General features: G+C 67.9%; 12 protein-coding genes. 9 read left to right on the plus strand and 3 right to left on the minus strand.

Annotated features, from left to right (window positions below):
• The first annotated feature begins 144 nt into the window (after positions 1-144).
• From CFB40_RS22500 to CFB40_RS22530, 7 genes are read left to right on the plus strand one after another with little or no spacing between them, the layout of a single operon-like run.
• Positions 145-1608, plus strand: a complete 1464-nt coding sequence (locus CFB40_RS22500) for an MFS transporter (RefSeq protein WP_089427908.1) — start codon at positions 145-147, stop codon at positions 1606-1608.
• On the plus strand, positions 1605-3146 hold the full coding sequence (locus tag CFB40_RS22505; protein WP_089432417.1) for an FGGY family carbohydrate kinase: 1542 nt from the start codon (positions 1605-1607) through the stop codon (positions 3144-3146). Before CFB40_RS22500 ends, CFB40_RS22505 begins: the two co-directional genes overlap by 4 nt.
• A gap of 18 nt (positions 3147-3164) precedes the next feature.
• Positions 3165-4844, plus strand: a complete 1680-nt coding sequence (locus CFB40_RS22510) for a glycerol-3-phosphate dehydrogenase/oxidase (RefSeq protein ID WP_089432418.1) — start codon at positions 3165-3167, stop codon at positions 4842-4844.
• Positions 4841-6403: an FAD-binding oxidoreductase gene (locus CFB40_RS22515; protein ID WP_089432419.1), complete on the plus strand. Its 1563-nt coding sequence runs from the start codon at positions 4841-4843 to the stop codon at positions 6401-6403. The genes CFB40_RS22510 and CFB40_RS22515 overlap by 4 nt, the downstream gene beginning before the upstream one ends.
• 5 nt (positions 6404-6408) lie before the next feature.
• Positions 6409-6984 (plus strand): glycerol-3-phosphate responsive antiterminator, encoded by a 576-nt coding sequence (locus tag CFB40_RS22520; protein ID WP_047850244.1) that lies wholly within the window; start codon positions 6409-6411, stop codon positions 6982-6984.
• A gap of 27 nt (positions 6985-7011) precedes the next feature.
• A complete protein-coding gene (locus CFB40_RS22525) occupies positions 7012-7347 on the plus strand; it encodes a putative quinol monooxygenase (RefSeq protein WP_089427904.1) in 336 nt (111 codons plus the stop codon).
• Positions 7344-8501: an iron-containing alcohol dehydrogenase gene (locus CFB40_RS22530; RefSeq protein ID WP_089432420.1), complete on the plus strand. Its 1158-nt coding sequence runs from the start codon at positions 7344-7346 to the stop codon at positions 8499-8501. Before CFB40_RS22525 ends, CFB40_RS22530 begins: the two co-directional genes overlap by 4 nt.
• Before the next feature lie 33 nt (positions 8502-8534).
• Here CFB40_RS22530 and CFB40_RS22535 read toward each other — a convergent pair whose 3' ends face one another.
• The 3 genes from CFB40_RS22535 to CFB40_RS22545 all read right to left on the minus strand — a co-directional run bounded on the left by CFB40_RS22535 (position 8535) and on the right by CFB40_RS22545 (position 12478).
• On the minus strand, positions 8535-9710 hold the full coding sequence (locus CFB40_RS22535; protein WP_089432421.1) for an MFS transporter: 1176 nt from the start codon (positions 9708-9710) through the stop codon (positions 8535-8537).
• A gap of 217 nt (positions 9711-9927) precedes the next feature.
• Positions 9928-12108 carry an ornithine decarboxylase gene (locus CFB40_RS22540; RefSeq protein WP_089432422.1) on the minus strand — a complete coding sequence of 727 codons (2181 nt, stop codon included), beginning with the start codon at positions 12106-12108 and terminating at the stop codon, positions 9928-9930.
• A 13-nt stretch (positions 12109-12121) separates the two neighbouring features.
• Entirely contained in the window at positions 12122-12478 is a 357-nt protein-coding gene (locus tag CFB40_RS22545; RefSeq protein WP_143329874.1) for a hypothetical protein, read from the minus strand.
• 141 nt (positions 12479-12619) lie between these two features.
• Here CFB40_RS22545 and CFB40_RS22550 point away from each other — a divergent pair, with 141 nt between their 5' ends.
• Entirely contained in the window at positions 12620-14920 is a 2301-nt protein-coding gene (locus tag CFB40_RS22550; RefSeq protein WP_089432423.1) for an Orn/Lys/Arg decarboxylase N-terminal domain-containing protein, read from the plus strand.
• Positions 14921-14966: 46 nt separating this feature from the next.
• Positions 14967-16352: a putrescine-ornithine antiporter gene (gene potE / locus CFB40_RS22555; protein WP_089427898.1), complete on the plus strand. Its 1386-nt coding sequence runs from the start codon at positions 14967-14969 to the stop codon at positions 16350-16352.

Here is a 16352-nt window from a genome sequence, read left to right on the forward strand (position 1 = left end):
GGATGCGCTTGACATGCCCGCGTCCGGCGCCGTAAATTGCCCCGGCAGATCTAGATAAGAGACTATCTGTAAGATGGTCTCTCCATGCGTCGATCGCATCTGCAATGTCGAGCCTCTTACAGAACAAATATACGGAGGCCGATTGTGCAAACGATCGCGGTCAAGCTTCATGGCATTGAAGACGTCATCTCCTTTCTCGACACGCGCCCCGGTATCGCGGGCAGGGCGGGACTCGTCTGGTGGCTGTCGCTCGGCGGGCTGTTTCTCGACGCATTTTCCAACTCGGCATTGAGCGCCGGCCTCGGGCCGATGACGCACGAATTGCATCTGTCGGCCGCGCAGGTCGCGTGGATGACGTCGTTTGCGTCGTGGGTCGCGATCGCGTTCAACCCGATCGGCGGCTGGATGGCCGACCGGTGGGGGCGCGTGCGGCCACTGATCGCCGCGAAGCTGCTGTCGGTGATCGGTGCGCTGCTGGTGGTATTCGCACCGGATTTCAACACGATTCTCGCTGGCCGCTTCTTCGTCGGGATGGCGTACGGGATCGATTTCGCGATCGCGATGGCGATGCTCGCGGAATTCACGCCGGGCCGCCTGAAGAGCCGGCTCAATACGTGGCAGGGCATGTGGTACACGGCCGTCTGCCTGAACCTGCTGCTCGCGCTGCTGTTTCACGCATGGCAGGTCGGCGATTCGATCTGGCGTTACTCGGTGGCGGCCACCGCGGTGTTCGGCGCTGCGATCCTCGCGCTGCAATGCGCATTCCTCGTCGAAAGCCCGATCTGGCTCGCGCGCAAGGAGCGTCTCGACGACGCGGCCCGCGCGATGACGCGCATCTACGGGCAGGCATTCGTTGCCGCGCCCGCGCATGAACGCACGCCGATCGTCAATCCGGCGACGCGCGGCTTCGCGAACGTGCTGCTGATCTTTCGCGGTGTCTACCTGCCACGCACGATCCTGGCCGCGACCGTCCAGATCGGTCAATCGATCGAGTATTTCGCGATCGGTTGGTATTTGCCGCTGATCAGTGCCGCGCTGTTCGGCAAGGACTTCGTATACGCGACGCTCGGCGCGCTCGTGTTCAACCTGTTCGGGATCGTCGGCGGCTTTTCGTCGTCGACGGTCGGCCGCCGGGTCGGCCTGCGCCGCGCGTCCGCGATCGGCTTCGCGGCGGTGTGCGCGATGCTGGTCGTGCTCGGGCTGTTCCATGCGCGCATGCCGCTGTGGCTGTCGGTGGTCGTGCCGTCGCTGTTCATCCTGTTCCACTCGGCCGGCCCCGGCGCGAACGGCAAGAGCCTGTCGTCGCTGTCGTTTCGCGGCGAGCTGCGCGCGGGTGCGAACGGCATCGTCGGCGCGCTCGGCTCGATCGGCGCGGCGCTCGGCCTGCTGGTCTTCCCGCTGTTTCGTGCGCGCTACGGCCTCGAACACACGTTCCTGATCCTGGCGATCGTGCCGTGCGTCGCGAGTGCGATCTGCTTTGCGATCCGCTGGGATCCGACGCGCACGACGATCAATCCCGACAACGAACCCGACGCGCCGCACTTCGGCGACGATGCACGCGTCACGTCGGCCTACCTGAACCCCGCCATCGAGAAAACGCCGCGATGACCGATTCCCGAAACGTCATTCTCGCCATCGACGAAGGCACGTCCGGCACACGTGCCGCGCTTGTCGACGCGAGTGGGCACGTGTCGTGCCTTGAATACCTGCCGCTGTCGGTCGACAGCCCGCGGCCGGGCGTCGTCGAACAGGATGCGAATGCCATCCTCGACAAGACGCTCGCGGTCTGCCGCGCCACGCTCGCGCAAGCGCAGCGACTGGGCGTACGCGTCGTCGCGCTGGCGCTCGCGACGCAGCGCGCGACGGCCGTGCTGTGGGATACGCGGACCGGACGCGCGCTCGTGCCCGCGATGGTCTGGCAGGACACGCGTCATGCCGCCGAGCTCGACCGTCTCGCGGCCGACTGGGATCGCGTGCTCGTGCCGCAGGTCGGCCGGCCGGCAGGCGTGCGTTCGCCGTATCTGTGGGCCGTGCATCAGATGCGTACGTCGCAGGCCGTTGCCGATGCGCATCGCGCCGGCTGTCTCGCGTTCGGCACGATCGATACGTGGCTGCTGTGGCACCTGTCGGAGGCGCGCGAGTGCGTGACGACACCGACCAACGCCACCTCCGCCAGCGCGTACCTGCTCGGCGAGCATCGCTATTTCGAATCGTGGCTCGACGCGCTGGGCTTTCCGCACGCGTTGTTGCCCGCGCTGCGCGAGGATGCCGACGCGTTCGGCCGTACGCGCGAAGACCTGCTCGGTATCGACGTGCCGATCCTCGCGTGTGCGGGCGACCAGTTCGCGGGCGCCGTCGGTCTCGGCTGCGTCGAGCGCGGCCAGGCGATGTGCGTGCACGGCACCGGCAGCTTCGTCGACTTGCTGACCGGCACGGCGCGCCCGGACGCCGGATCGCACGCGCAACCCGGTCACGCGCACGACGGCACGCTGGCGATGACGGCGCGGCGGCATGGCGGCGTGTCGCATTACTCGCTCGAAACCTTCGTCGCGACGACCGGCTCGGCGTTGCGCTGGGTCTGCGAAAAACTGCGCTGGTTCGACGATCCCGCGCAGATCAGCGCGCTGGCCGGCACGGTGCAATCGGCACGCGGCGTGACGTTCGTGCCGGCGCTCACCGGCCTGCGCGTGCCGCGGATGGAGCCGAACGCGCGTGCACTGCTGTCGGGCATCTCGATCGCAACGACGCAGGCCGAGGTGGCGTACGCAGTGCTCGAAGGCATCGCGCATTCGGTCGCGTCGTGCATGGAGGCCAACCAGGCCGTCGCGCGGGCCGACGTCTCGGAGCTGATCGTCGGCGGCGGCCTCGCGGGCAGCGACACGCTGCTGCAGATCCAGGCCGACGTGAGCGGTGTACCCGTGCGGCGGATGCGCGAAGGCGATCGCGCGAGCCTGCGCGGCGCGGCGTTTCTCGCGGGTGCGTCGGGGCTGCTGTGGGATTCGCTCGACGCGGCCCGCGCGACGCTCGTCACCGACGCCGTTTTCGAACCCTCGATCGACGCGGACAGCCGGCAGCGCCGGCGCGCGGCCTGGCATGCGCGGATCGCATCCGAGCTCGCGCACGCGGCCGATTTCGCTCATGCGTGAGCACGGAGAACGACCAGCATGATGTTTTTGCCATCCAGAAAACCCCAGACGGACCGGGCCGGCATGACGGGCACCGAGCCGCTGCGCGTGAACCGCGACGACCATCTGGCGCGACTCGAGACGGACACGTTCGACGTGCTGATCGTCGGGGGCGGCGTGACGGGCGCGTATGCGGCGTTCGACGCGAGCCTGCGCGGGCTGCGCGTCGCGCTCGTCGAAAAGAGCGATTTCGCATCGGGCACGTCGTCGAAATCGTCGAAGATGGTGCACGGCGGGCTGCGCTACATCGAACAGGGCAATCTCGGGCTCGTGCGTCATTCGCTGCTCGAGCGGCAGCGGCTGCGGCGCAACGCCCGCCATCTCGTGCAGCGGCTGCCGTTCCTGTTCCCGGTGATGGAGCGCGAAGGCGTGTTCGACGCGCGTCTCGCGAAAGCCTTCGAAAGCCTGCTGTGGACCTACGACATCGCCGGCGGCTGGCGCGAGGGCATCCTGCACCAGAAGCTGACGAAGGCCGAGGTCCTGTCGCATTGCCCGACCTTCAACGAAACGTACCTGACCGGCGGCTTCCTGTACTTCGATGCGCGCGTCGACGATGCGCGCCTGACGCTGAACCTCGTGCGCACGGCCGCGTTTCACGGTGCGGCCGTGGCGAACCATGCGCGCGTGGTCGAGCTGACGCGCGATGGCCACGGCAAGGTCGACGGCGCGATCGTGCATGCCGACGGCCGCGAGCGGCGCGTGCGTGCGCGCGTGGTCGTGATGGCGACGGGCGTCTGGCTGCGCGACTGGACCGGCGCGCGCAAGGGCGACACGGCCGCGTTGCAGGTGCGGCCCGCGAAGGGCGTGCACGTCGCGATCCCGTGGCTGAAGATCCGCAACGACTGCACGGTGACGATCCCCGTGCCGGGCCGCAACCGCCGCGCGACGATCACGCGCTGGGGCAACGTGTCGTATCTCGGCACGACCGACGAAGACTACGACGGCGATCTCGACGACGTGCATTGCACGCGGCAGGAACTCGATTTCCTGCTCGAAGGCGCGCGTTCCGCGTTGAAAGTCGACCTGAATGCGGACGACGTGGTGGGCAGCATCGCCGGCTGCCGGCCGCTCGTCGGGCCGCCCGGCGGCAAGACGATCGAGATGAAGCGCAATCACGAGATCCACGTCGCGCCCGACGGGCTCGTGACGATCGTCGGCGGCAAGCTGACGACGTCGCGGCACATGGCCGAGCAGACGATCGATACGGTCGGCAAGCTGCTCGGCCGCCGCACGCGCTGCCGCACGAAATCGGCATACCTGCTCGGCGCGGCCGGCTATGACCCGCAGGCGATCGTCGCCTCGGGCGGGCTCGCCGCGCATCTCGGCGAACGCTACGGCACCGAGGCGCGCTTCGTCGGCGACCTCGCCGATGCGGCGCCGTCGCTGCTCGCGCCGATCGTCGAAGGGTTGCCGTACAGCGAAGCGGAAGTGCTCTACGCGGTGCGTCACGAATTCGCGCGCAGCATCGATGACGTGCTGTCGCGGCGCACCCGCGCGCGGCTGATGGCGCGCGATGCGTCAGCGCGCGCCGCACCGCGCGTCGGAGCAATCCTCAAGGCGGAGCTCGGCCTGTCCGATGCGGCCGTCGCCAGCCAGGTGCGCGACTACGTCGCCGCCGTCGCCCTCGAAAAGTCCATCCTCATGGGAGATAACGGATGATCAGCAAGGAAGCCATCAAGCGCGGCTACAACCGCGGCAACTACGTCGTCGGCGCGCACACGCCGCCGCCATACTCGCTGAACCTGCCGGCGGCAGGCAGCGCGCCCGTCGAGGCAGGCATGCAGCGGGCCCCGGTCACGGTGTCGCCGCAGCAGGTCGATGCGCTGCGGGCGGTGGCCGACGAGGTGCTGGCGCAGCCGGCCGACGTCATCGCGTGGACGCGCGACTGGTGGGCCGCGTCGATGGTCGCCGAGACGGGTGGCCGGCCGGCGACGCCGCACGCGGTCGTCGTGCGCGTGTCGACGGTCGAGCAGGTGCAGGCCGTGATGCGCATTGCGCATGCGGCGACGATTCCGGTGACGGCGTCGGCCGGCCGCAGCAACGTGACGGGCGCGGCGCTGCCGGTGCGCGGCGGCATCGTGCTCGATGTGTGCGGGCTGAACCGGCTGATCGGCGTCGACACCGAGAGCCAGATCGTCGACGTCGAGGCGGGGATGTTCGGCGACGTGTTCGAGGAAACGCTGCAGCGCGAACACGGGCTGACGATGGGGCACTGGCCGTCGTCGTTCGGGATCAGCACGGTGGGCGGCTGGATCGCGTGCCGCGGCGCGGGGCAGCTGTCGACGCGCTACGGCAAGATCGAGGACATGGTGTTCGGGATGGACGTGGTACTCGCGGACGGCAGTCTGGTCACGCTCGGCGGCCATTCACGCGCGGCGGTCGGCCCGGATCTGCAGCAACTGTTCATCGGCAGCGAGGGCACGCTCGGCATCATCGTGCGCGCGCGCCTGAAGCTGCATCGGCTGCCCGACTACGGCCGCGCGATCGCGTACGGCTTCGACACGTTCGCGGCCGGCCTCGACGCGTGCCGCGAGATCCTGCAGCGCGGCGCGAACCCGGCCGCGCTGCGGCTCTACGATGAACTCGAAAGCGGCGTGCAGTTCGGCCTGCCCGATACGAACGTGCTGTTGATCGCCGACGAAGGCACGCGGGAGATCGTCGACGCGGTGATGGCGGTCAGCGCGCGCACCTGCGAGGAAAGCGGACGGAGGCTCGACGGCGACGCGATCTTCGAGAAGTGGCTCGACACGCGCTACCTGACCGGCAAGAGCGCGGAAGGCTTCACGCGCAGCCCGGGCTTCGTCGCCGACACGCTGGAGATGTGCGGCCGCTGGCGCGACCTCGCGGCGATCTATCGCGACGTGGTGGCCGCGCTGCAGGCCGTGCCCGGAACGCTGGCCGGATCCGCGCACCAGTCGCATGCCTACGCGGACGGCGCGTGCCTGTATTTCTCGTTGCGCGGCGATGTCGCGGTGGCCGAGCGGGCCGCGTGGTACCGCGCGGCGTGGGACGCGGCGAACGCGGTGCTGATCCAATACAATGCGACGTTGAGTCATCACCACGGCGTCGGGCTGCTGCGTTCGCCGTACCTGCGCGATTCGCTGGGCTCGGCATTCCCGGTGCTGCAGACGGTGAAGCGCGCGCTCGATCCGAAACATATTCTCAACCCCGGCAAGCTCGGCCTCGGCGACGAGACCGGCCCGCGAGTCGACCGGTAAACGCCATGGACAAGTCGCTGGGCGCGCGCCTCGCCCGTCATCCCGTCATCGCCACGCTGTACGGCGTCGAGCAGGCGGACAGCTTCATCGACAGTGCGGCCGAGGTCGGCATCGTCGCGAACGTCGATCTGCGCCGGCTGCAGGCGGTGGTCGTGGCGCTCGCCCGGGCCGGCAAGTTCGTGATCGTCAACATCGACAGTTGCGACGGGCTGTCGCAAGACAAGGGCGGCGTCGAATATCTGGCCGATATCGGCGTCGCGAGCCTCGTCTCCACGCGCGTCGCGACGATCCAGCGTGCGAACCGCGCAGGGCTGATCACGATGCAGAAGGTATTCGTGACCGACCGCTCGACCTGGCCGCGCAGTGTAAAGGCGATCGAGCAGAGCGATCCGAACCTCGTGCAGCTGATGCCGGCGCCGATGCTCGCGCACCTGAGCGAGGCCGACCGGCAGGCGTTGCCGCCGATCGTCGCGTCGGGCTTCGTCGGCAACGCGGAAGACGTGCGCAGCGCGAGGCGGCACGGTGCAGTCGCGGTGTCGACGAGCGACAGCGCATGGTGGAATTTTGACCCGTCGTCGTGACGGCCCCCCTCGAACCCGGAGCGCAACATGAACGAACCTTACCTGCAGGTCATCGCGCATTTCCACGCCAAGCCCGGCAATGGCGACCGCGTGGTCGCATTGCTCGCGGAGCTCGCGCCCCTGACGCGCGCCGAGCCGAAGAATCTCGACTACGCGTATTTCCGGTCGCCGGAGGACCCCGACCACATCGTGATCCTCGAACGCTACCGCGACGCGGACGGCCTCGACGTGCATCGGGAAACGCCGCATTTCCAGCGGATCGGGTTCGGCGCGATCATTCCGTTGCTCGATCGCCGCGAAGTGTCCAGCTACATGGTGCAGCCGGGCACCGGCACGGCGACGCCACCGGGAGGCGCCCGATGAACCCGTTTCAATTCCGTACCGTTCCGACGCAGGTCGTTGAATTCGGCGCCGCGCGCCAGCTCGGTGCATGGTTGCGCGAACGCTTTCCGGCGCTCGTGCGGCTCTGTGTCGTCACCGACGCGTTCCTGCATCGCAGCGGCGTACTCGCGCCCGCGCTGGAGAGCCTCGCTGCGCACGGCTGGCAGGTCACCGTGATCGACGACGTGATCGCCGATCCGCCCGAACACGTGGTGCTGGAAGCGACCGAGAGGGCCGTCGCGGCCGATGCGGAGATCGTGCTCGGCCTGGGCGGCGGATCGTCGATGGACGTCGCGAAGCTGATCGCGGTGCTCGCGCCGGGGCAGCAGGCGCTGGCCGACATGTACGGCGTCGACAAGGTCACGAGCGCGCGGCTGCCGCTCGTGCAGATGCCGACGACGGCCGGCACCGGCTCCGAAGTGACTGCCGTGTCGATCGTCACGGTCGGCGAGGCGCGCAAGATGGGCGTCGTGTCGCCGCACCTGTTCGCGGACGTCGCGATCCTCGACGCCGAACTGACGCTCGGCCTGCCGCGTGCGGCCACGGCCGCGACGGGCATCGACGCGATGGTGCATGCGATCGAGGCCTACACGTCCGCGCGGCTGAAGAACCCCATATCCGACATGCTGGCCGTGCACGCGCTGACGCTGCTGTCGCGCAACCTGCTCACGGCGTGCGACGACGGCCGGAACCGTCACGCGCGCGAGGCGATGCTGGTCGGCGCGATGTTCGCGGGGCAGGCGTTCGCGAATGCACCGGTCGCGGCCGTGCACGCGCTGGCCTATCCGGTCGGCGGGATCTTCCATGTGCCGCACGGGCTGTCGAATGCGCTCGTGCTGCCGCACGTGCTGCGTTTCAACGCGCCGGCCGCCGCGCCGCTGTATGCGGAACTCGCGGCGATCGTCGCGCCGTCGGCGGCGGGCAGCGATGAAGCGCGCACGCACGCGCTGATCGCCGAGATCGACCGGCTGATCGTCGCGACGGGCATTCCGCGCACGCTGCGCGAGGTCGGCATCGGGGAAGGCGACCTGCCGAGGATGGCGTCGGATGCGATGCTGCAGACGCGCCTGCTCGTGAACAATCCGCGCGAGGTGACGGAGGCCGACGCGCTGGAGATCTACCGGCAGGCGTGGTGAGGCGGCAGGCGCGTCGCGCCGCCCGTCATGCATTCACGGTGCGCTCGCGGCCTGCCGCGCGGGCCATGCCGCGATGCATGCGCATGCGAGCGCCACGGCCACGAGCCCGCATCCGGCCCACGGCGTGACGCGCAGCGCGTCGCGTTCGACGAGCACGCCGCCGAGCGCCGAGCCGAGTGCGACACCCGCATGCATGGCCGACACGTTGATGCCGACGCTTGCATCGGCCAGTGACGGCACGGTGTGGATCAGGAAGTTCTGCACGATCGGCGAGATCGACCAGCTGATGCCGCCCCACAGCATCATCGCGGGTACGAACGCGAGCGGCGATATACCGGCCGCCGGCAGCACGGCCATCGCGACGAGAAACACGGCCGGGCATGCCCACAGCGCGCGCGACGCGCCGAGCCGGTCCGAGAAGAGTCCGCCCAGCCATGCGCCGGTCACGCCGGCGATTCCAAACGCGACGTACAACCCTTCGAGCGCGGCCGCGCCGGGTGACAGCACGGCCTGCAGATACGGCGTGAGATACGCGAACAGCGTGAAATGTCCGCCGATCATCGCGATGGAGACGAGCTGCGCGGCCATCAGCCGCGGGTGCGCGAGCACCGCGCGATATGACGGCGTGCCTGCTGCATCCGCGGCAGCGATGACAGCGGACGGCGCCATGCGCGGCAATCGCCGGCCAAGCCAGATCGCGAGCGGCAGCGCAGGCACCGCGATCGACACGAACACCGCGCGCCAGCCGGCCCAGTCGGCGATCCGCATCCCGATCGGCACGCCGAGCACGAGCGAGGCGCTGATGCCCATGAACACGATGCCGATCGCGCGGCCGCGTTGCGACGCCGGCGCGAGCTCGGCTGCGAATCGCGTCGCGACGAGAATCAGCGTCGCGCAGCTCGCGGCCATCAGCACGCGTGCGGCAAACAGGCTCGCATAGCCGGGGCTGGTCGCGGCGCCCAGGTTCGCGGCCGCGAACACGCCGAGCGACGCGAGCAGTGCGGTGCGCCGCTCGATACGTGCGACGCAGGCCGCCGCGACGAGCGCGGCCAGCGCGAAGACGGCGGAGAAGATCGTGGTGAGCTGGCCGGCGGCGGCGATCGACACGTGCAGGCCGGCGGCGATGGCCGGCAGGATGCCGACGCAGATGTTTTCGGCGACACCGGCCAGGAACACGGCGGCGGCCAGCAGATAGATGCGAACGTCCAACGGAACCCCCTCCTGTACGCGCGACGCGGCAGCGCCGGGCAGGGGGCGGGCCGCATCGGAACGAATCGACGGATGGGTTTCGAGGCGAGGCTTCGGTTATCCCGGAAAGCAGGACGGTACCGCACGGTCAGGCGGTGCGCAAGTGTGGGCGCTTGCGCCCGCGCCGATGCCGTGCTGCAGCCCGGTAGAAACGCCGAGCATGCCCGCCAGGCCGCCGTTACGCGGTAGACGCGTCGGCACCGGCCGCCACCACGTACGCCGAAGCCTGCTTCGTGCCGTCCGGCCGCGTTTGCAGATAGACGCCCTGGATTTCCGGCTCGAAACCCGGCAGCGCGTTGATCCCGGCTTCGAGCGCACGGAAGTAGTCGAGCGCCGGGCCGCCCCACCGTTCGCCGGGCACCACGCAGAAGATGCCGGGCGGATAGGGCAGCGCGCCTTCCGTCGCGATCCGGCCTTCGATGCGATCGAGCGTGACGAGCTCGACGTTGTTGCGGATCAGCTCGGCGTTCGCGGCCTGCGGCAGCATCGCCTGCTTCGGGAACTGCGCACGCCGGAACATCAGCTTCTGCAGATGCTTCATGTCGTGGCTGCGATAGAAGTCGTGCATCCGCTGGCACAGCTGCCGCAGGCGCATGTTGCCGTACAGCTCGGGATACGCTTCGCACAGCGATGGAATCGCTTCGCGCAGCGGCGTGTCCTGGTCGAGATGGCGTTCGAACTGCGCGAGATGCGCGACCAGATGCTGCAGCTTGCCGAAACTTTCGGAAGGCGTGAGCAGGAACAGGATCGTGTACAGGTCGGCCTTCTCGGGCACGACGCCGTGCTCGCGCAGGTAGCGCGCCAGGATCGGCGCCGGCGCACCGAAAGCCGCGTATTCATGCGTGTCGCGATCGATGCCGGGCGTCGTCAGCAGCAGCTTGCACGGGTCGACGAAATACTGGTCGTCCGCATAGCCTTCGAAGCCGTGCCACGTGTCGGCCGGATGAAAGCGGAAGAAGCGCAGGTCGTCGACGATCTGCTCGGTCGGGTAGTCGGCCCACGGGCGGCCGTCGATAGTCTGGGGAACGAACGGTCGGATCTGGCGGCAGGTCTTCAGCAGCAGCTTGCGCGCGTCGACGCCATGCGCGACGCAGTCGCGCCACAGGCGCTTGCCGGCCGGGCCCGCATGCATCTGCGCGTTGACGTCGAGCGCGGCGAACATCGGGTAGAACGGGCTCGTCGACGCATGGATCATGTACGCGTTGTTGAAGCGCCGGTGATCGCAGAAGCGCTTCTGGCCTTCGATGTGGCTGTCCTTCTTGTGGATCTGCGACGTCTGCGAGAAACCGGCCTGCTGCTTGTGCACCGACTGCGTGACGAAGATGCCGGGATCGTCGGGGCCGAGCGTGAGCATCAGCGGCGAGCAGTCCTGCATCATCGGGATGAACTGCTCGTAGCCGACCCACGCCGAATCGAACAGGATGTAGTCGCACAGATGCCCGATCCGGTCGACGATCTCGCGCGCATTGTAGATCGTGCCGTCGTAGGTGCCGAGCTGGATCACCGCGAGCCGGAACGGGCGCGGCAGGCCGGCGCGCTCCGGTGCGACGTCGCGGATCGCGTCGCGAATGCGCGTTTCGTCGAGCGCCGCGCTGTCGACGCCGCCGATGAGGCCCCACGCGTTGCGCGCGGTCTCGAGGTAGACCGGCCGCGCGCCCGACAGCACGAGCGCGCCGAGGTGCACCGACTTGTGGTTGTTGCGATCGAACAGCACGAGATCGTCGGGCGCGAGCAGCGCGCTCGTGACGACCTTGTTCGACGTCGATGTGCCGTTCAGCACGAAGTACGTCTTGTCTGCGTTGTAGATCCGCGCGGCATTGCGCTGCGCTTCCAGCGCGGGGCCTTCGTGGATCAGCAGGTCGCCGAGCCGGACATCGGCGTTGCAGAGGTCGGCGCGAAAGATCGTCTCGCCGAAGAAGTCGAAGAACATCCGGCCGAGCGGGTGATTCGAGAAAAACTGCCCGCCCTGGTGGCCGGGGCAGTCGAATTCGACATAGCCGCGCTGCACGTATTCGCGCATCACCTTGAAGAACGGCGGCAGCAGGTTCTCGCTGTAGATGTCGGCGGCGGCGGAGATCTGCCGGCCGTAGTAGTGGCGTCCGCCGTGGCGGAGCTGGATCACGCCGCTCGCGCTCGGCAGGATCGACGGCGGCACTTCCTGGTCGGGCTCGACCGCGACGAAAAACGGAATCGCGAATCCGGTTCTTTCGACGGTTTCAAGCACCTGTTGCGCCGAATCGATTCCGACGACGATGGCCGCGATATTCGTGAAATCGGTCTGGAATACGTCGACCTGTTCGTGCGTGGTGAGGAAGGCGCCAATCAGCGCCGGCTCGACTGCGATTTTCAACAGGCTCACGCGAACTCTCCCGTCAATGTGCGGAAAACGAGATCCGCATTCGCACGGGCGCACAATCCGCGTCATCCGACACGCGCTGCAGCCGATTGAAACGCTCCCGCGAATGCTGAATGCCGAATGGCGCGCCGCACGAAGAAGCCTTGCGCGGCGCGGCGCAGCCGCCGCCGGTCAATGCACGGCGCAGCCGATCGTAGCAACAAAACCCGGCGAATTCAATCGACCGGAATCGCCAATCCGATTGGTGGGCGAAACCGCTCCAATAATCGGGAATCGGCGTGCTGCAATGCACATCAAAATGAACCGATTGTGAAAGGCGATTTGAAAACGTTCGACCGTTTCGCCGATTCGTCTGCTTTTCATCAAAAGGCATCTATGGCATAGTCGGCTCCGAATTGGATGGCGAATCAAACCGGATTTGCGAGCGTCTCATGCCGCTGCCCGTGGCCTGCTGTCCGCGTGCTCGTGAGACGAATTGAACCCAACGAAGCATCGGAACAACGAGGGCAGCAACATGAATACGTCCGTCGGTGGCATTCGTCGTCTCGGCATGCGCGCGTTATTGGTCGATGACGAGATCACGCAGGAAACCGCGACCGGGCGTGCGGTCCGCACGCTGAGCGCGGAGCTCGTGCAGCGCGATATCGACGTGCTCACGGCCACCTCGGCCGACGACGCGATCATGCTGATCCGTTCCGATCCGTCGATCCAGTGCGTGCTGCTCGACTGGGATCTCGGCGTGGACGGCCACGGGCCGTCCGAGGCCGTGGTCGATGCGATCCGGCATCGCAACGCCAACGTGCCGATCTTCCTGCTGGCCGACCGCAGCGTCGCATCGTCGGTGCCGTCCAGGGTGATGGGGCAGGTCGACGATTTCGTGTGGCTGCTCGAGGACACGGCCGACTTCATCGGCGGGCGCATCCATGCGGCGATCGAACGCTATCGCGCCACCGTGTTGCCGCCGATGTTCGGCGCGCTCGCGAAATTCTCGCGCGTCTATGAATACTCATGGCATACGCCCGGCCACACGGGCGGCACGGGCTTCCTCAAATCGCCGGTCGGCCGCGCGTTCTTCGAATACTTCGGTGAAGCGCTGTTCCGTTCCGACCTGTCGATCTCGGTCGGCGAGCTCGGCTCGCTGCTCGACCACTCGGGCCCGATCGGCGAAAGCGAGCGCTACGCGGCGCGCGTGTTCGGCGCGCATCGCACGTATCACGTGACGAACGGCTCGTCGACGTCGAACCGCATCATCCTGATGGCGAGCGTGAGCCGCGACCAGATCGCGCTGTGCGACCGCAACTGCCACAAGTCGGCCGAGCACGCGATGACGATGTCGGGCGCGATCCCGACCTACCTCGTGCCGACCCGTAACCGCTACGGGATCATCGGGCCGATCGCGTCGGATCGCCTCACGCAGGCGGCGATCCGCGAGGCGATCACGTCGAACCCGCTGACGGCCGGGCTCGCCGACCGCCAGCCGAAGCACGCGATCGTCACGAACTCGACGTACGACGGCCTGTGCTACAACGTCGCGCGCGTCGAGGAGTTGCTCGGCGCGAGCGTCGATCGGCTGCATTTCGACGAAGCGTGGTACGGCTACGCGCGTTTCAACCCGATCTACCGCGATCGCCATGCGATGCACGGCGACCCGCGCGACCATCGTGCGGACCGCCCCACGGTGTTCGCGACGCAGTCGACGCACAAGCTGCTGACCGCGCTGTCGCAGGCGTCGTACATCCACGTGCGCGACGGCCGCAACCCGATTCCGCATGGCCAGTTCAACGAAACATTCATGATGCACGCGTCGACGTCGCCGAACTACGCGATCATCGCGTCGAACGACGTCGCGGCCGCGATGATGGACGGCCCCGGCGGCGCGGCGCTCACGCACGAGTCGATCGAGGAGGCCGTCGCGTTCCGGCAGATGATCGCGCGGATGAACAGCGAGTTCGGCGCGAAGGGCGACTGGTTCTTCGAGTGCTGGCAGCCCGACACCGTGCTCGAGACGCGCACCGGCCGCACGCTGCCGTTCCACGACGCGTCGCCCGAGCTGCTCGCGAGCGACCCGTCGTGCTGGGTGCTGCGCCCCGGCGCGCAATGGCACGGCTTCGGCAATATCGAGGACGGCTACTGCATGCTCGATCCGATCAAGGTGTCGATCGTCACGCCGGGCGTCGCGCCGGCCGGCGGCCTGATGCCGGTCGGCATTCCGGCGAGCGTCGTGACCGCGTATCTCGATGCGCGCGGGATCGTCGTCGAGAAAACCACCGACTTCACGATCCTGTTCCTGTTCTCGATCGGCATCACGAAGGGCAAGTGGGGCTCGCTCGTCAGCGCGCTGTGCGACTTCAAGCGCGACTACGACGCGAACCTGCCGCTCGACATGGCGATTCCGTCGCTCGCGAAGGCGCATGGCTCGCGCTATGCGGGCATGGGCCTGAAGGACCTGGCCGACACGATGTTCGCGGCGATGGAGCAGCTCGGCACGACGCGGTTGATGTCGGAGGCGTTCTCGATCCTGCCGAAGCCGGAGATGAGCCCGGTGCGCGCGTACGAGCATCTGGTGCAGGGCCGCGTCGAGCAGGTCACGCTCGAGGAACTGGCCGGACGCACGGTCGCCACCGGCGTCGTGCCGTATCCGCCGGGCATTCCGCTGTTGATGCCGGGCGAGAACGCGGGGCCGGCGGACGGCCCGGTGCTCGGTTACCTGAAGGCGCTCGAAGCGTACGACCGGCGCTTCCCGGGCTTCGCGCACGATACGCACGGCGTGGAAGTCGAGGACGGCACGTACCGCGTGTATTGCCTGACGGCCTGAACGCGCGACCGGCCGCGCAACGGCCTTACATCGAGGGATCGACATCATGGAAAACACAGCGCGCATGTCCGACGCGGCCGCCGCGGCCGCGCCGAAGAACCGGATGAACGTCTGGCAGCTGACCATCCTCACGGCGGTCAACATGATGGGCTCCGGCATCATCCTGCTGCCGTCGAAGCTCGCGCAGGTCGGCACGATCTCGCTGCTGTCGTGGATCGTCACGGCCGGCGGCTCGCTCGCGCTGGCCTATGCGTTCGCGCGCTGCGGGATGCTGAGCCGCAAGCCGGGCGGGATGGGCGGCTACGCGGAATACGCGTTCGGCAAGGCCGGCAACTACATGGCGAACTACACGTACGGGCTGTCGCTCGTGATCGCCAACGTCGCGATCGGCGTCACGGCGGTCGGCTACGGCACCGTGCTGTTCGACGCGACGCTGTCGCCGCTGCAGACCGGCCTGTGGACGATCTTCCTGCTCGTGCTGACGACGGTCGCGAACTTCGGCGGCTCGCGCATCACCGGCCGGATCGGCGCGGTGACGGTGTGGGGCGTGATCATTCCGGTCGTCGTCGTGTCACTGATCGGCTGGTTCTGGTTCAGCGGCGCGACCTGGGGCGCCGCATGGAATCCTAACAACCTGCCGTTCGGGCCGGCCGTCGGCAGCTCGATCGCGGTGACGCTGTGGGCGTTCCTCGGGCTCGAATCGGCGTGCGCGAACTCGGACGCCGTGGAGAACCCGGAGCGTAACGTGCCGATCGCCGTGCTCGGCGGCACGATCGCGTCGGCGATCTTCTACATCGTGTCGACCAACGTGATCGCGGGGATCGTGCCCAACGCGCTCCTCGCGAAGTCGAATGCGCCGTTCGGCATCGCGTTCGCGACGATGTTCACGCCGACGGTCGGCACGATCGTCACCGCGCTGATGGTGATCGCGTGCATCGGCTCGCTGCTCGGCTGGCAGTTCACGGTCGCGCAGGTGTTCAAGAGCTCGGCGGACGTCGGCTACTTCCTGCCGGTGTTCGCGCGTGCGACGCGCACCGGCACGCCGATCGTCGGGATGGTGATCCTGCTGGTCGCGCAGGTCGCGCTGGCGCTGATGACGATCAGCCCGGAGCTGAGCAGCCAGTTCCAGAAGATCGTCGATCTAGCGGTCGTCACGAATCTCGTGCCTTACGTGATGTCGATGGCTGCGCTGATCACGATCCAGAAGGTCGCGAAGGTGCCGCCGGCGAAGGCGCTGCTGACCAACGTGATCGCGATGGTGGCGACCGCGTATAGCTTCTATGCGCTGTTCAGCTCGGGCGAGCAGGCGCTGATGCTCGGCGGCCTGTGCGTGTTCCTGGGCTGGACGCTGTTCGGCTTCGTCAGCGCGCGCTTCTACCAGATGGAAGTCGATGCCCACGTGAAGGAGCCGGGGAAGTCGCTGCAGGCGTGA

Source organism: Burkholderia sp. AU31652, assembly GCF_002223155.1.
GTDB lineage: Bacteria > Pseudomonadota > Gammaproteobacteria > Burkholderiales > Burkholderiaceae > Burkholderia.

Coding starts and splice junctions, on each gene's coding strand:
- CFB40_RS22505 (WP_089432417.1), top strand. CDS start 1,605: ATGACCGATTCCCGAAACGTCATTCTCGCCATCGACGAAGGCACGTCC.
- CFB40_RS22510 (WP_089432418.1), top strand. CDS start 3,165: ATGATGTTTTTGCCATCCAGAAAACCCCAGACGGACCGGGCCGGCATG.
- CFB40_RS22515 (WP_089432419.1), top strand. CDS start 4,841: ATGATCAGCAAGGAAGCCATCAAGCGCGGCTACAACCGCGGCAACTAC.
- CFB40_RS22520 (WP_047850244.1), top strand. CDS start 6,409: ATGGACAAGTCGCTGGGCGCGCGCCTCGCCCGTCATCCCGTCATCGCC.
- CFB40_RS22525 (WP_089427904.1), top strand. CDS start 7,012: ATGAACGAACCTTACCTGCAGGTCATCGCGCATTTCCACGCCAAGCCC.
- CFB40_RS22530 (WP_089432420.1), top strand. CDS start 7,344: ATGAACCCGTTTCAATTCCGTACCGTTCCGACGCAGGTCGTTGAATTC.
- CFB40_RS22545 (WP_143329874.1), bottom strand. CDS start 12,478: ATGCCTTTTGATGAAAAGCAGACGAATCGGCGAAACGGTCGAACGTTT.
- CFB40_RS22550 (WP_089432423.1), top strand. CDS start 12,620: ATGAATACGTCCGTCGGTGGCATTCGTCGTCTCGGCATGCGCGCGTTA.
- potE (WP_089427898.1), top strand. CDS start 14,967: ATGGAAAACACAGCGCGCATGTCCGACGCGGCCGCCGCGGCCGCGCCG.